This is a genomic window from Leptospira bandrabouensis (assembly GCF_004770905.1).
Classification (GTDB): Bacteria; Spirochaetota; Leptospiria; order Leptospirales; family Leptospiraceae; genus Leptospira_A; species Leptospira_A bandrabouensis.
In genome coordinates this window covers 2,081,006-2,095,902 of the sequence record NZ_RQHT01000014.1, presented here as the reverse complement: position 1 = coordinate 2,095,902, position 14,897 = coordinate 2,081,006, and the positions used below count along the sequence as shown (strand labels likewise).

Genomic DNA, 14,897 nt, shown 5'->3' with positions numbered 1-14,897 from the left:
AAAAAAGCTGTCTTTACGACAGCTTTTTTTCCTTTCACCTAAGACCTGTTTACGCCTTAGGAGCTTTTCCAATTTTCCCTGTTTTCGGAGGGATATTTAATTTTTGTTTTGGATAAATTAAGTTTTTGTTACGAATCGATTTACGGTTTGCTTCAAAAATTCTTGGCCAAAGTTTCGCATCATTATAGATATCTTCTCTATCAGCAATTCTCCAAAGGCAATCGGCAGGATTTGATTTTTCTACAGTGTAACGTTTCCAACCACCAGTTAATTCTTCCACTTGTGAAGAAGAAGCTTTGTCAGTTGTCTCTTCTGGGGAATTTGTTGTAGTGGTAGTGTTCGCTGTTGTATCATTTTCGACTGTTTTACGATCTTTTTTCGCAACAGTAGTTTTCCCTTTTAAAGTTTCGATTTGATCAATGGAGATTTCCGCCAAACGGATGGCTTCTTCTGATTGCGCAATAGAATCATCGAACTTTTCTTGTTCTAATAAATTTTCAGAGGCTTTTAGAGACTCATTAGAAGCACCTAGGTTTTCTTGAGTGCTTGCATAAGATTCTTTTGCATTTGATTTCAGGTAAGTTTCCGCGTTTAATTCGCTAAACCGAGCATTTGCATCTTCAACCACTTCACGCGCTTGCATGTTACGGTTTTTAGCGTGGTCTTTCACTGCATCTGCTAGGAGTGCTGCGGAAGCTAAACGAGCAGATTTAATTTTTTCATCAGCAGTTTTTAACCTGCCAGCTTCAATGTCTTCTCTTGCCGAAGCAATTTTGGCTTTTTCTTCATCAATGGCAGGATTTCCGCCTTTAGAATACGTATAAGCTTTTTCTAATAATGCATCTACTTCATCCGCAGATTGGCGCATAGAACCTGACCTGTCAAGAGCCACTTTTTTTGCATCTTGGCTGATCTTTGCTGCTTCTACAAAACTATTATGTGCGTCTTCATATTCTTGTAAGGCAACTGTACGTTTTAGTTCTTTTGCCGTTTCATCTTTGTCTTCACGAAGGTAAGAGGCAAGGCTTGCATCTGCTTGTGCTAACTTGGTTTCCCCAGCATCACGAGAAGCTACTGCTTTTTTAAATTCTTCAGGAGTGTATTCGGAAGCATAAGCTTCGTCAGCTGCATCAATGGCAGTCACTGCTTCTTCACGAGACTTTGCTGCAAGTTTTGGTAATGTTTTTTCTAAAGCATCATAAGCTTTAGAAATGGCATAGTCTGCACTTTTTTTAGAATCGGATGCTTTCTCTTCAGCTGCAAATTCATTGGCAGAGGCCAAACTTTTTTTAGCTTCCGAATATTCTTCCGGTGCAAATTCTTCTGCTGAAAGTCTTTCCGCTCTTTCCACCTGCGATTTTGCCAGAGCTAGTTCTTTTAATGGCAATTCTTGAGCGCAATTAACGAATCCAACAGAAAACAATACCAATCCAGAGAGAAAGACCGCTGTCTTTTTCTTTCTTAACATAACAAACTCCTTAATGTTTCTTCGGGGGGATTTTGTAAGAGAGAAGCGCAAATACGCTTCCCCTGTTACTTAAAAGCTGTGACGGCTTCGTCTTCGCTGTCAAAAATTTCAAAAAATGAAGTTAACTTAGTGAGTTCAAATACCTTACGAACAGAACCTGCTACGTTGATAATTTTCAGCCCACCTTGGTATTTCTTCAAGTTGGACAAACTTGAAATTAAAGCTCCAATTCCGGAAGAGTCGATGTAAGATACCTTCTCGAGATTGATGACGATGCAATACTTTTGTTCTTCGATCAATTTAGCGATTACATCCTTGATCTCAGGCGCGTTATAAAGGTCGATTTCCCCGTTAATATCGAGGACTACGATTTTATCTTTTTCCCTTCTGGTAATTTCCATGTGTGTCTAGAGACTCCTCAATGAAGCTACAATCTATGTAGAAATGACGGTACAATTGCATTCAAAAAAAAGAGATACGTCAACCTAATAATTTTAGCTACCAAACAAATTTTTCCAATGGTCATAAAAACCCTGAAAATTGCCTATTTCTATGGACTTTCGCATCTTTTCCATGAAGCTTTGCATAAAATATAAGTTATGATACGTTGAGAGCGAAAAGGCAGTCAATTCCTTCACCTTATGTAGATGCCGGATATAGCCAAGGCTATATGTTTTACATACCTTACATCCACACTCTGGGTCAATGGGGCTTTCTGACAAACGATGTGATTCATTTCGCAAATTGATTTTGCCCTGAGAAGTGAATACTTGCCCATTTCGTGCATTTCTTGTCGGTAGAACACAGTCGAACATGTCGATTCCGTTCTTTACACCTTCCAATATATCGACAACCGTACCGACACCCATCAAATATCTCGGGCGAGCGTTGTCAAAAAATGGTGCCATACATTCTAAAATTCGAATGTATTCCGGTCTTGGTTCTCCAACACTAAGGCCTCCAATGGCAATTCCAGGAAAATCGATATTTTGTAATGTATCTAAACTTCGTTTCCTTAAGGATTCATTAACTCCACCTTGGACAATCGGAAATACATTCTGTCCATTGGGTTTCTCCATCCAATAGTGATAGGATTCCAAGGCCCAGCGATGGGTTCTCTCCAAAGCCAATTCCAATCGTTTTAAATCACTTCCATAAGGAGCACAATCATCAAGGACCATCATGATATCGGAGCCTATGGAACGTTGCATATCTATGACAGAGGAAGGTGTGAATTTATGATGGCTTCCATCAATATGAGATTGGAATCTGACTCCGTCATCTTCAAATTTAAAGAGACTGGCTAAACTGAATACCTGGAATCCACCGGAATCGGTGAGTAATGCCCTCTTATAAGACATGAAGTTTTTAAGACCATGAAAGTGATCTAAAACTTCTTTTCCTGGTTTTAAATATAAATGATAGGTATTGGCTAGGATTAAGTTATAACCTAGTTCATCGATGTCTGAGGAAGAAAGCGATTTGATACTACCCCTGGTTCCCACCGGCATAAAGATAGGAGTTTCAATTTGAACTCCGTTAAGTATGAGTGTTCCAGTCCTTGCGTAAGATCCAGGGTCTTTCGATTTTTCTTTAAAAATAGAAGACACTATTTTTTGATTTTATGTTCGCAAGTTGCAAAGTTCAAACAATTACCAAAAATATTCAAACTATGTCCAGTGATGGTAAATCCATTTTCAGAAGCAGCTTTGTTTTGTAATTCTTCAATTCGTTCATCGATGAATTCTACAATACGACCACATTGCATACAAATGATATGATCATGGTGTTCATGACCAATGATATGTTCATAGTATTTGTAATCTTTACCAAAATCGTGTTCTTCCAGTAATCCTGCTTCAACCATAATCGCAAGGATTCTATAAATGGTAGCCTTGGAAATTCGATCCTTATTGTCTTTTAGTTCATCCAAAAGACCTTCGGCTGTAAAATGATTGTGAGAAGAAAAAATCTTTTGCGCAACTAACAAACGTTGGTTGGTAATCTTTAGACCTTTTTCTTTCAAATACTCTTCGAAGGCGAGCATCTCTTTTTTTGTGTCGTCGTTGGCAATCGGATCGTTTTGCAAGGTTTATCTCCTAATGATTCAACTAATTCAAATTCCCAGAAAGAGAATAATACCAAGCTCTCTCTGATTCTTCAGCAATTCGAAGTGCCATCACCCGAAGCAGGCGATTCTGAGCTTCCAATTCTGATTCCCGAAATCCAATCTGAGTAGAAAAATGAACTCGTCCAGGAATTTCACTGCGTTCCATAGGGATTTTGTTTCCCGTCTCCGCCTCAATGATCTCCACCCGAGTGACTACAAATAGTTCCGAGGTAATTTGTCTGTCGGCAAGATCCATAAGATCTCCGACCTGTTGGTAGTGAACAATCTCTGCATACAACCTGTATTTCGCGAGAGTTTTTTCACGGGTTGTGATAAACCTTCCTCGTCTGTCAATTTCTTCCATAATCATTTGGGTAAGGCGAGTGTGCATTCCCGGTGAGTAGGTATTGTTTCTCACATTTTGAATATAGATCATCCGTTTGGAATCAGGGACGGGGACTCCATCAATTTTTGGAGGTCTGCCCGGTTCTCTGGATAAAAAGGCACAACCAGTAAAGGCGAAAATAAGTAAGGATAAAATGCCTTGTTTCATAGTGAAATGTTCCCTGTCATCTTAGGTCCTAAGTCTAGTTTGTCAAGGGAATCGAAACGAAGGGAAATTCTTTAGATTTCAGGAAAGACATGACAAAGGAAGTGGGAGGATTCTCATTCTCCCATGAGGTTTTCTCCTTTGTGTCGTCACATTTTTTTGCTATGTCTCTGCCCGTTGGCCCTTTTAAGCCAATCAAAAATTCCAGAGATTCCCCCAAATGAAGTGGGTTTTCCCCTTCCCTATTACTCACCTGTATCAGGAACCTTTGCCGAAATTCGAAATCACAATTTACATTTGGGATCGGATTTTAAATCTTATGGGCTCAATGGTCATAGCATCTTAGCTACGTTTGATGGTTATATTGAAGAAATCAGTTATTCTAAAACAGGTTATGGTCTTTCTCTTAACCTTTACAATCCAAAATACAAAGTTAAATCCAAATATGCCCACTTACATTCCTTTGGTGGTAGTTTGTATGATTTAGAACTTTTACGCAGAGCGGTCCTACTTATGGGAGATCCAACCGGATTCCAACTGAAACTCACACCAGGAATGTTTTCTGTAAAAAAAGGTACTTCTCTCGGTAAAACAGGAGAATCCGGATCGGGGATTTCTCACCTTCATTTGGAATTTCGATCCGAAAAAGGAATCATCAATCCCCTTTACTTTCCAGAAATCCATCAAAAAGATACCACTCCTCCCACCATCCTTTCTTTGTATTTGGAAGGAGATCATTTAGAAAATCCAATCCTTCTTACAGCAAAGGAAAAAACAAAAGGTAAATATGATTTATATACAGATTCAGGTGAGTTATTTGAGTCCATTCCGCTTACGGGGAAGATTCGCTTTCGAATGAGTGGATATGATTTTATTCGTTCCCGTAATAAAAACAATGTGTATGGAATGGATTTGTCTGTGAATGGATCACCAATCTTCAGTCGTAATTTTGATTTTTTATCTTACGAAGATGGTTCCAAAAAACACCAGTTTTATGATATCAACAGGTCTTCCCTTGCCCCACCTGTCTATTTTTATCATATGTATGAACAGTCAAAAAACTTTAAAGAAGAAGGTTTTTCCTTAGATCTGGAAGGATACAAACCCAAAGAAACATTACAACTCGAGTTATCGCTTCGAGATGCCACAGGGAACAAATCATCCGTATTTTTTAAAGTGGTTCATGAAAAAAATGAAACGGAAACAAATCGATTCTCCAAAAACAAAAGAACTGGAAACAAATATAGTTCCAATGATGGGAAAATTATTTTAGATTTTTCCAAAACCGAAGTTTCCGGGGAAGGATCTTTACTTCTGACGGAAGTTAGTGAAAAAGAAGTTCCTTTTAAAATTCCAACAGGTTTACCGCTTAAAGGGAAAATCTACCAAATCGATACTAAAAAAATGAGTTGGAAAGGAGAGGGCCTTGGAGAATGGAACATTGGTTATATGCCAACAAACAAAGAATCCCTTTATTTTTATGATTCTTCTATTGGAAAATTCCAATCCATCACACATAAGAAAAAAGCAAATGGGTTTAGCTTTAGACTAACAAAACTTGGATACATTATGGTTTTAAGTGATGAAACACCACCCACGATTTTTCCTATGACTTCTCTTGCACGTTATATCGAACTTCCAGAAGTAAGAAACCATTGTTTTGAAGACAGGTATTATGTATTGGGAGATACAGGAAGCGGATTTCGAACTAGTGTTGATCTTACGATCGATGGACAAACTTATCCTTATGAGTATGATCCCGATAGACGCGCCATACGAGTTACCATTCCGAAAAGCCTACAAAAAGAAAGGCCTTATCTTCTTTTGGAAGCTAAGGCCTTTGACTTCGCCGGAAATGTTTCCGAACCGTTTGTAGATTTAATTTCTACTAGCGGATGGAGTGAGGAACTTCAGGCCTCTTGTCCTGTCATGGAATAACGAGTAATATCTAATACTTCGTATACCGTTTCGGTGGCACCGAACACGAGAGTTGCTTCGTTTCCAGTGTGTTTTCCTAGAAGTGATTTTGCCAGTGGAGACTGATAAGAAATGATATTCTTTTCTGTGTCCGCATCCCAAGCTCCGAGAATGGAATACGTTACTACTTCTCCAGTCTGTTTGTTTTTCAAACGCACTGTGGTTCCGATTCCCACTTTGTCAGATTTGACATCACTTAAATCAAGGATCCTTGCACTTTTAAGCTCTGCTTCCAATCGTTTGATGGCCGCTTGTAACTGAGCTTGTTTTTCCATCGCTGCTTTGTATTCTGCGTTTTCTCGTAAGTCCCCTTTTTCCTGGGCCTCACCGATATCACGAGAGTTTTCTGCCATCTCCACGTTTACGAGATGTTCAAACTCAAGTTTCTTCGCATTAAAAGCACGACGAGTCACAAGTACTACATCGGTTGGAAGGTTTGCTAATGGATCATCATCTGCATCTTCTTCTGAATCATACTCGTCCCAAACAATGTTTGGTTTTAGTTCGTTGATAAGAGCATATAGTTGGTCTTTTTCTAAATCAGTTACATAAGGAACTTCTTTGAAAAGAGCAAAAAGTTTACGAACATATTCATCGTCTGCGTTCGTTAAGATGTCACGAAGAAGACTATTATCCTTACCAAACAAAATGTCCATTGCTTGGTTTTTGAGTTTGGTGCCTTTGTCTTCGATCTTCGCAAGAGGTTTTAAAATACGGAACACTCGAAGAACTAAATCTTCCTCACTTACTTTCAACCAATCAAACTTCCATGCATGAGAAAGAATCGATTTTGCCACCCAAAGGAAAACTTCTGGGTTTTCTTTAGATTTATTACAAACAGTCTCAACAAACAAATTGAGTTCGGCAAACTTTTCATCTGCTACCAAGTTTTGGAAAACCGATCGGTTAACCTTTACCGGAACTTCAAAAAGAAGTCCAATCAGAATATTAATCGCTTCTGGGTGGTGTTCACGAATGAGATCTTTAAATCCTTTTTTGATATCCGTGTTTTCCAAAGCCTTGGAAATTTTTAAAGCGTCATCTTTCGAAAGAGATTGGATGAGAGTAGCTAGTTCTTGTTCACGAATCTTATGTGAAAATTCTTCTGTTGGCCAAGCTTTACCAGCTTCCTCTAAATAAAGATAAGCAGAAAGTTTTCGAACAGAATCTCTTGCCGCTTCTTCTTCGATATAATGAGAGATGAAAAAATCAGCAGCTTCTGCCGCTTCCTCAGCATCACGAACCGCTTCCATAGCAATTTCTAATTTTTTATTAGCATCAGTTGTAGCTTGGAATTTTTGAGTCAGAGTTTCTGCATGAGTGATTGGTTTTTCATGATAAACGACTTCATCCTTTTTCTTAGGATTCATTCCGATGTTCGCTTCTTTTTTAAGAACCGATTTCACCTTCGCCCACCATTTAGACCACTCATCTGCTTTTAAGAAAGTTCCAATGAGTTCATTCTTCATGTCTCCAATGATCATTCGGTTGTCATAGGATTTCAGAAGTTGTTTTAAAAACTCAGGTAAGTTCTCAGCAAACATAGCATTGATACTTTGTTTGTCTTCGTAATGTTGCACCCAAATATGATCTTTCTTCAAAGGTTTGAGGGAAGTGATCGCCATTTGGATCGAAAGTTTATGATCCTTTTTCTCTTCAAAATCAACAAAAATAGAATCACCGGTTTGGGAGATAGAAGTGATTTTACCAACACCCCAGTTTCTATGCATTACATAGTTACCGGTATCAAAAACGATATTTCTTTCGAAGTTAGTGATACAAAGTTTAACCGGCTTACGGTTGTTACCAAGTTCACTCATTTTGAGGAAGTCTTCTAGAAGTGAATGTGCTACGTATTTTTGTTTGTATGCACGAATGAGTTCGTTTCTTGCTTTTTGAGAAGCAGGTTCATGTTCTAAAATTTTCTTTAAGAAGTAGATGACATGATCCCAGTCTTCCATTGCCTTAAAAGGTTCAACAATTGGATAAAGAAGGCCAACCAACCTGGTTTTTTCTCTTTGTCCAAGAAGGATACGTTCCATTTTGTCGAAGAAAGCAACATCTTCATAATTGTTTTGAACGATGGTCGGCCAAATTTCCTCCATCGGAACGTACTCTTTATTTTTGGCATACATCTCAACGGCAAGTTTGAGATAGGAGATCGCTTTCGGTTTGTCCTCTTCCATAATGGAAAAACCATATTTTTTTGCAATCTCAGGGTTCTTACGATCTTGTTTTGCGAGTTTTTCAAGAACGGTTTTTAGTTCTTTATTCTTCTTAAGTTTATCAAGTGCTTCTGCTTTCACACGGAGTGCAAGTCGATGATCCCCAAATCGTAAAATGGAATCAGTAATATATTCGATGATAGTCCATTTTGCATGAGCTTTAAAAGCATCCAAAATGTTCTTCACCAAATTGGCATCTCCCATGGAATCTTCCATGAAAGAAATGATCATTAACATGTATTTGGCGGAGATGGACTCAGGATGTTCTTTGAAATGGTCTTCAATTTTTTGTTTAGCTTCTGCTAAACGATTTTCTGCCTTATATGCATCAATGACGTCGTCAAAGATTTTGAATTTAGAAACGGGAACCGTTCCTGCATCAGCACGCACATAAATTTCCTCATTAAAAAGAGGTGTTAGTTTGTCGTTGTCGGCGATTTTGTTTGATTTGTCTTCGGTAATAGTATCAGGCATGAAAAGAATCTCCCTCTTCGTATTTCCAATAAAGGGTGTTCAAAGTTCCTATAAAGTTGTTACGGTAAATTTAGCGATGAATCCGCGAAAAGAACAGTCCTAGAGTTCATTTTTTAGGTCCATTCGATTCTGTAAAGCCAAAAAACCCAGCCGAATGGCTGGGTTCTTCTGGTCCCAAAGGCAGTCCCTTGGAGTGAATAAGGAAACTACTTATTTTGGGAAGACCCGTTACTTCCACCACAATCGCGAATTTTCGCACCTGTGGAAATGGCACCAGACTTCTGAAGCATTTGCTCCATTTTGACCTTGGTCTTACAGTCTTCTTCATCAAAATCTAAGTTTGCCCCATCAAAGTGAACTTCGAATGTATCTGCAAGGACACGGAGTTCATCAAAGAAAAGGTAAACTGTTTCTGGACCAGTTGTGGTTCTAGAACGAATTTTGAATTGTTTGAAAATTAAGTTTCTAGTGGCTGGGAAGGCATTTGCCTCTTGTGGGATTCCTGGAGGGATCGTGATATGAAGCGGTCTCCAACCTACGAAGTCCAAAGATCCAAAAGGGAAAATATGGCTATTGCCATTGTAGTCTTCAATCCAACCTTCTAAATCGTATTCGTTACCACGACCAAGAACCCAAACAGAAATGGCCTTTACGTTTCCTGGAGCTTCAATTCCATAAACTTTTTCTAATTTCTTTTTGTTGTCTGCATCGATATAAGGTCTCGCACGAGTCACTTCATATTCTGGAGCACGCGGCGGACGAACGGTCACTACGTTATTTCCTGGAAAAGTGAATTGGAATTTTACTGCCAATACTTTTGCGTTTCCAGCATCTACGTTTTTCACGTCACCTGGTTTTCCAGGAACTAGTTTAACTTCTCTCATCACAAGAGGAGATTTTACAGGGTCATTGAGAACTGGAGAATACTTGTTGTTCTCATCGTATTTCATGTCCCCTGTACCATCTTTATTCACACCATCTTTGTCTGTGAATACTTCCCAACCATAAGGTGCAGAAGAAACAGGAGAGTCCCAAGATTCGATAGTGATGGCTTTGAGTTCCATAGCTCCAATATCGTTTCCAATTGGTGTTGCCACCCCATTAGAAACTTTGTATTGCGCCTGTGCAAAACCAATAAGTGCTATGGACGATAGAGCAAGTAATGTTAGGATTTTTGTTTTTTTGTTTTCCATTGTTCCTTTCTCCCGCTTACCAATTGTCCTTAATTTCAGATCCAGGGTATTTCGCTTCGGATCTGTCGGTTCTCACTTGGAGGTCATCTACGTAAAAGTAAAAGTCCCCTGCTACTTCGTGAACATCAGATGTCACAAAAAGAGAAACGAAATGTAGGTTTTTATCTAAAAGTGCAAATCTTGTACTTTGAGGGATAAAACCTGGAATGGTCGCTGTCAGTTTTCTCCAACCGAAGAAATCCAAACGACCCAAACGGATATTATGTGTTACGTCTTTATAATCTCTAAATTTTGCGAATAAAGTATGTCTATACTTTCTTCCAAGAACCCAAACGGAAATTTGTCTTACTTTCCCTTTGATGATGTATTCATGAGGAGGATATAATTCCACACGATCCAAACCTTTAGCAGCAAAATGTGTTTTGACTCCTAAAATATGGTTTTTTTCGACTTTATCACCACCATCTTCTGGAACGGTTTTTTCATCGAATACATCTTTGATGAGCCCGCGTTGAACGAGTTTCAAAGTTCTTGTTTCTCCGAGTGGAGTGGTAGCTTTGACTCTCCAATCCTCAGCCTCTTCAAAATCATCTAAAACGATTTTTCGAAGAGGGCTATCCTCATCATTTGCAGTGTTAGCTGTATTTTGTCCGCCAGTATCTGCCTGTGCGTACAACATTCCTATTGAAAGGAAGAGGCCTAACAACAGTTTGGTCATTCCTAATTTCCCCATGAAACTCACTCCTAAAAGGCTCCTAACTCCGGGTCTTTCGTATTCTCATTATCGGATATCCGGCTTTTAAATTGATTCAAGATTTCGATCATTCGATCGATTCCTTCTGCCGGAAGAAAGATCGAGGATTTTTTGCTATTCGACCACTCCGATACTTTCAGGTAGAATCCAGCCTGGTTTTTCTTCAAATCCACCAAGAAGGTCTTATTTTGTGTTACGATCTTCTCGGTTAGGATTTCGGGGTCCACCATGCATTCCTTCTCCCTGCCTACGTAAATAGTATCGGAATCCAAAACCCATTCCTTAGCTGTATTAAGTAGAAACTGAGGAATGGAAAAGGTTTTTTCGATAGTGATCGATAAAAAATCTCAATTTGATTCGATTTTGCCTATTCTTATGCGAAGACAGGCTTTTTAAGCAAAACGTTTCCTAAGTTCCCGGGCATAAGCCAGGTCATGCGTTAACTTTCGGAGTCTGCGAATGTAATAATGGGTCACTTCCTTGTAAAATTTGAGTTCCATTTCTTTGTTTTTGGAAAACATATCTTTCAAATCGGCGTAACGAAGTTCATAAAGTTCGGAATTTTCTTTGGCTTCTACTTTGGCTGACCGTTTTTCATCATCAAAAAAAGGCAATTCCCCAAAATGGTCCCCTTCCCCGAGAGTGATGAGGTTTACGTCGTCTCCGTGGCTAGTCGCTGTGGAAATTTGCAAAGTTCCATACTTCACAATGTACATGGACTCAGCCTCCTCCCCCATATCGTACAAAACATTTCTAGGAGGTAGGTGGACTTCCCGGATTTTTTCGGCAATGTGTAACAGTTCGTCTTGGTTTAACTTTTGGAAGAGATATATTTTTTTGAGACTCTCTACTTTAGTATTCATTCATACTCCTAGGATTTCTCTGAAAATGGGGGAATTTAACGAATTTGCAAGAGAAAATTAAGTAGATAGACCCACGATTTTTTATGGACAAACGGAACGGAATAGTACTAATATTTTCAATTCTCCTCGTCTACTAGGGGGAAACGCTAGGGACAAAATGGTTCCTGGTTCCATAAAAAGGGAAATTTATGACACCTAAAAAAAAGGTATTACTGGTCGAAGACCACGCAGTCACTCGCGTCGGCGTAAAACATGTTGTGAACTCTTCGGCTGATTTTGAAGTCGTGGGAGAGGCGGAACATTCATCTCAAATTGCCCCTCTCTTAAATGATACTAGGCCTGACTTTGTTCTCCTCGATTTGCGAATTCCGGGTGAGAACGTGCTCAATATGGTGAAGGATTGGAAAAAGGATCATCCCCACTTGAAAGTGGTCACCCTCACCATGCTCGATGAACAACCGATTGTTCATTCTGCGATTGAGGCCGGTGTAGACGGATATCTTTTGAAAAGCGATGACTTAAGTAGCCTTACCAAAAACCTGAATGAAATTGCTTCCGGAAAAACTGTTTATTCCAAAAACCTAAAACTCAGTTTCAACCGCAAACCCCAAGACGGGAAAGTGGCAAACAAAAAGGAAAAACAAATTTTGACCCTGCTTGGCCATGGAAAAACCTACCAAGAAATTGGAACAGAAATTGGTCTTTCCAAACGAACTGTGGAATACCATGTAGGCCGACTCAAAGACCGTTTTAATGCAAAAACTGTGGCCGAACTCATCGGCCGGGCAAAAGAACAAATGTTAATCTAGGTTTCTAGATCTAACAATTTTTTTACGAGTTCTACCAACTTTTCATCAGGAGATGTTTTTGTTAAAAAAGCATCTCCACCGATTTCAATCACTGTTGTTTCTAGTTTATAACCAGTGTTAGGATCTGTATGGGAACTAGAAACAAGGAGAGAACGGATTTCTTCCATTTCTGAGTTGGAATACAAATCACGTAAAAAATCGATCCCTGTTTTTTCTGGCATAGAATAGTCCACGATGATGAGGTCAGGTTTCAATCTACCTACAGAAAGAAGGGCATGGTCGGGATATTCTTCCTCCCAGAGAATACAAGGTAGATCTTTTAAAACTTTTCGAATTTGTTTTCGGTAACCAGGATTATCGTCTAAAACCAAAACTATTTTCTCAAAATTAGGTAGTAATAACTCTACAGAGGTTCCCTTGTCTTCTTCGGACTGGACTATGAGTTCGGCACCGTGACGCTCTGCCACTTCTTTACAAAAGGCAAGACCCACACCCGCACCCATCTCATCTGCTGTACCTTTTCGAACAAAAAGAAATCCTTCTTCCAGAATATGGTCGGCCCAATACCTAGGCATACCAATCCCCGTATCAATCACTTTTAAACTCCAATGTTTATTGGATTCAGTTAAAGAGATTTCGACCGTTCCCGATTCTTTTGTGAATTTCACAGCATTGGTGAGTAAATTCCAGATCAAATGTTCAATTAAGTTGGGATCGCCAATCCCAATAGAAGACTCTTCCATATGAGTGATGATAGAGATATTTTTGGGACCAGCCATCTCTTGGACTCGTTCGATGAGCTGGTCTGTGATTTGGCGAAAATCAAAAAGTTGGTAATCGGGAAATACCGATGCGTTTTGGAACCTTGAGTATTTGATGAGCTCCTCCACCATACTCAGGATGTTTTTAAGGCCTGTGGAAGCCTCCCCTAATACTTGTTTGGCCCTTTCCGGCGAAAGAGAGGGTGGAGATTCGGTAAGTAAATTAAAAACAGAAGAAATTCCAAACAGTGGAGAACGGATATCATGAGAAACAATGGAGATAAATTTATCTTTGAGTTCTCCGGTTTTTTCAGCCTTTTCTTTTTCTTTTTTGAGTTCTAAGGTTTTCCATTCTACTTCTTTTCGTAAATTTAGTGTTAGGTATTCGGCAGTTTCCCAAGTATGCGCATTTTGTTTCGAAATCACGATGGCAAGGCACATACAAAAAATGGCAAACCCTAGTTCCGTGAGCATGGGCAAGTCCCAACGTTTAAAAAAAACAACAGAGTCGTAGATGGTTGCAGACAGAATGACAACTGTCCCAAATAAAATAATACTTCCAATGTATCTAGTTTCTCTTTGCAAACAAGAACGGAACGCCGCAATCAAAGCAATGAAAAGAATGAAAGCCATATACGTCTGGCTAAAGATGAGAAGTTTTGTGTACACAGCGTACGGAGTCGTAGCTATCACCAAAAACTCAATTAAAATGGGTAATAAAAGATACCTTTTGTATTTATCCGGAAAAAAGTTTCTTTGGTTTTGGAAAAAAAACAAAAGACTAAAGATTTGAATCCCACAAAATGCAATGTATTCCAATCGAATCTGAAGCATCTCGAGCCAATCAGAGGCAACAAACCAATCTCTAGACACTCGATCAAAGAGTAAAATGCGAATGAGCCAGGAAATACAAAGTAAAGAAAACCATAGCGGAGATTTGTCTTTTTTACGATGGATAAAAAGAAATAAGTGAGAGATGGCAAGGACCAAAAAGGTGGCAAAGAAAAATGCTTTTTTTCTCTCTTTGAATCTTAAGTATAATAGTGTTTTTCCCACTTCACCGAGCACAGGGGAATAATAAGGACCACCACGAGAGTAAAGGTAATTGGAAATTTGTAAGTAGATGACTGTGGAAGGAGTGGCTCGTAAAGAACGAGCTGTTTCTAAATAATAACCAACAGATCCTTCTTTGGTTTTCGATACCTTCCCCGCTTGACCAAGTAAAACAAGCCCCCTTTCCGCATTATAGTAGTAAGCTCTGTAAGCCGAAGAAGTTTCTCTTAGGTAAAACATTAAGTTAATTGGTTCGTTTACCTTCAATTTCAAACGGTAAGTGACATACCCATGTGCCGGTAGGTTTTGATTTACCCAATAGGCAGGAACCGCAAGTCTTGTGGGTTCCTTCTTTTCAAGGGCCAGGAACTCTTCTTCTGTTTCAGGAAGTTCTCCAGGAAACGCATCCCACTCCCCCGCTAATGGGAATGGATCCAAAGTTTTTGGGTCTTCCTGGGAAAGATCAAGCACCCCTTTCGTTATGGTCTTAGCCGGGCCTAAGGTGGGGATGGAACGGTTACATTGGATGAAAACAGAAAGTAAAAAAGGTAAAATGAAGAGTTGGGGAAGGGATAAAAATGGGATACGTGCCACGTCCAAACCTTACAAGGAATTTCGAAAAACTCAAATCATATTAGTACGTGTACGAGAAATTTATTC

The 14,897-nt window shown here is 39.3% G+C and carries 13 protein-coding genes; 2 read left to right on the top strand and 11 right to left on the bottom strand.

Annotation, left to right across the window (positions count from 1 at the left end):
* Nucleotides 1–49: 49 nt before the first annotated feature.
* The 5 genes from EHR07_RS16945 to EHR07_RS16925 all read right to left on the bottom strand — a co-directional run bounded on the left by EHR07_RS16945 (nt 50) and on the right by EHR07_RS16925 (nt 4,131).
* Nucleotides 50–1,468, bottom strand: a complete 1,419-nt coding sequence (locus EHR07_RS16945) for a lipoprotein LipL71 (protein WP_135746138.1) — start codon at nt 1,466–1,468, stop codon at nt 50–52.
* A 65-nt stretch (nt 1,469–1,533) separates the two neighbouring features.
* Nucleotides 1,534–1,869, bottom strand: coding sequence for an STAS domain-containing protein (locus EHR07_RS16940; RefSeq protein ID WP_002975418.1), 336 nt, complete (start codon nt 1,867–1,869; stop codon nt 1,534–1,536).
* Nucleotides 1,870–1,962: 93 nt separating this feature from the next.
* Nucleotides 1,963–3,078, bottom strand: coding sequence for a tRNA guanosine(34) transglycosylase Tgt (tgt, locus tag EHR07_RS16935; RefSeq protein WP_135746137.1), 1,116 nt, complete (start codon nt 3,076–3,078; stop codon nt 1,963–1,965).
* On the bottom strand, nt 3,078–3,515 hold the full coding sequence (locus EHR07_RS16930) for a Fur family transcriptional regulator (protein WP_051012788.1): 438 nt from the start codon (nt 3,513–3,515) through the stop codon (nt 3,078–3,080). The genes tgt and EHR07_RS16930 overlap by 1 nt, the downstream gene beginning before the upstream one ends.
* A 64-nt stretch (nt 3,516–3,579) precedes the next feature.
* Nucleotides 3,580–4,131 carry an LPS assembly lipoprotein LptE gene (locus EHR07_RS16925; RefSeq protein WP_135746135.1) on the bottom strand — a complete coding sequence of 184 codons (552 nt, stop codon included), beginning with the start codon at nt 4,129–4,131 and terminating at the stop codon, nt 3,580–3,582.
* Between the two features lie 123 nt (nt 4,132–4,254).
* On the opposite strand from EHR07_RS16925, the gene EHR07_RS16920 reads away from it, so the two are divergent.
* Nucleotides 4,255–6,066: a M23 family metallopeptidase gene (locus EHR07_RS16920; protein ID WP_135746134.1), complete on the top strand. Its 1,812-nt coding sequence runs from the start codon at nt 4,255–4,257 to the stop codon at nt 6,064–6,066.
* Here EHR07_RS16920 and greA read toward each other — a convergent pair.
* The 5 genes from greA to EHR07_RS16895 form a co-directional block, all read right to left on the bottom strand.
* Complete coding sequence (gene greA / locus EHR07_RS16915; RefSeq protein WP_135746133.1) at nt 6,039–8,804, bottom strand: transcription elongation factor GreA; 2,766 nt, start codon at nt 8,802–8,804, stop codon at nt 6,039–6,041. The two genes, EHR07_RS16920 and greA, sit on opposite strands and share 28 nt — an antisense overlap.
* Nucleotides 8,805–9,010: 206 nt before the next feature.
* Nucleotides 9,011–9,997 (bottom strand): flagellar filament outer layer protein FlaA1, encoded by a 987-nt coding sequence (gene flaA1 / locus EHR07_RS16910; protein ID WP_135746132.1) that lies wholly within the window; start codon nt 9,995–9,997, stop codon nt 9,011–9,013.
* A 16-nt stretch (nt 9,998–10,013) separates the two neighbouring features.
* Nucleotides 10,014–10,730 carry a flagellar filament outer layer protein FlaA2 gene (gene flaA2, locus EHR07_RS16905; RefSeq protein WP_015680398.1) on the bottom strand — a complete coding sequence of 239 codons (717 nt, stop codon included), beginning with the start codon at nt 10,728–10,730 and terminating at the stop codon, nt 10,014–10,016.
* An 11-nt stretch (nt 10,731–10,741) separates the two neighbouring features.
* Nucleotides 10,742–10,978 carry a DNA-binding protein gene (locus EHR07_RS16900; protein ID WP_002975368.1) on the bottom strand — a complete coding sequence of 79 codons (237 nt, stop codon included), beginning with the start codon at nt 10,976–10,978 and terminating at the stop codon, nt 10,742–10,744.
* 165 nt (nt 10,979–11,143) lie between these two features.
* Nucleotides 11,144–11,614, bottom strand: a complete 471-nt coding sequence (locus EHR07_RS16895; RefSeq protein WP_135746131.1) for a cyclic nucleotide-binding domain-containing protein — start codon at nt 11,612–11,614, stop codon at nt 11,144–11,146.
* Nucleotides 11,615–11,802: 188 nt separating this feature from the next.
* Here EHR07_RS16895 and EHR07_RS16890 point away from each other — a divergent pair, with 188 nt between their 5' ends.
* Nucleotides 11,803–12,423 (top strand): response regulator transcription factor, encoded by a 621-nt coding sequence (locus EHR07_RS16890; RefSeq protein WP_135746130.1) that lies wholly within the window; start codon nt 11,803–11,805, stop codon nt 12,421–12,423.
* On the opposite strand, the gene EHR07_RS16885 is transcribed toward EHR07_RS16890, so the two are convergent.
* The gene (locus EHR07_RS16885) at nt 12,420–14,837 is read right to left on the bottom strand and encodes a hybrid sensor histidine kinase/response regulator (RefSeq protein WP_135746129.1); all 2,418 of its coding nucleotides are present in this window, start codon (nt 14,835–14,837) and stop codon (nt 12,420–12,422) included. The genes EHR07_RS16890 and EHR07_RS16885 overlap by 4 nt on opposite strands.
* Nucleotides 14,838–14,897: the final 60 nt, after the last annotated feature.

What these genes read in the sequence shown, in the direction of transcription:
- EHR07_RS16945 (WP_135746138.1), bottom strand. Translation starts at nt 1,468, where the DNA reads ATGTTAAGAAAGAAAAAGACAGCGGTCTTTCTCTCTGGATTGGTATTG.
- EHR07_RS16940 (WP_002975418.1), bottom strand. Translation starts at nt 1,869, where the DNA reads ATGGAAATTACCAGAAGGGAAAAAGATAAAATCGTAGTCCTCGATATT.
- EHR07_RS16930 (WP_051012788.1), bottom strand. Translation starts at nt 3,515, where the DNA reads ATGCTCGCCTTCGAAGAGTATTTGAAAGAAAAAGGTCTAAAGATTACC.
- EHR07_RS16925 (WP_135746135.1), bottom strand. Translation starts at nt 4,131, where the DNA reads ATGAAACAAGGCATTTTATCCTTACTTATTTTCGCCTTTACTGGTTGT.
- EHR07_RS16920 (WP_135746134.1), top strand. Translation starts at nt 4,255, where the DNA reads ATGAGGTTTTCTCCTTTGTGTCGTCACATTTTTTTGCTATGTCTCTGC.
- greA (WP_135746133.1), bottom strand. Translation starts at nt 8,804, where the DNA reads ATGCCTGATACTATTACCGAAGACAAATCAAACAAAATCGCCGACAAC.
- flaA1 (WP_135746132.1), bottom strand. Translation starts at nt 9,997, where the DNA reads ATGGAAAACAAAAAAACAAAAATCCTAACATTACTTGCTCTATCGTCC.
- flaA2 (WP_015680398.1), bottom strand. Translation starts at nt 10,730, where the DNA reads ATGGGGAAATTAGGAATGACCAAACTGTTGTTAGGCCTCTTCCTTTCA.
- EHR07_RS16895 (WP_135746131.1), bottom strand. Translation starts at nt 11,614, where the DNA reads ATGAATACTAAAGTAGAGAGTCTCAAAAAAATATATCTCTTCCAAAAG.
- EHR07_RS16890 (WP_135746130.1), top strand. Translation starts at nt 11,803, where the DNA reads ATGACACCTAAAAAAAAGGTATTACTGGTCGAAGACCACGCAGTCACT.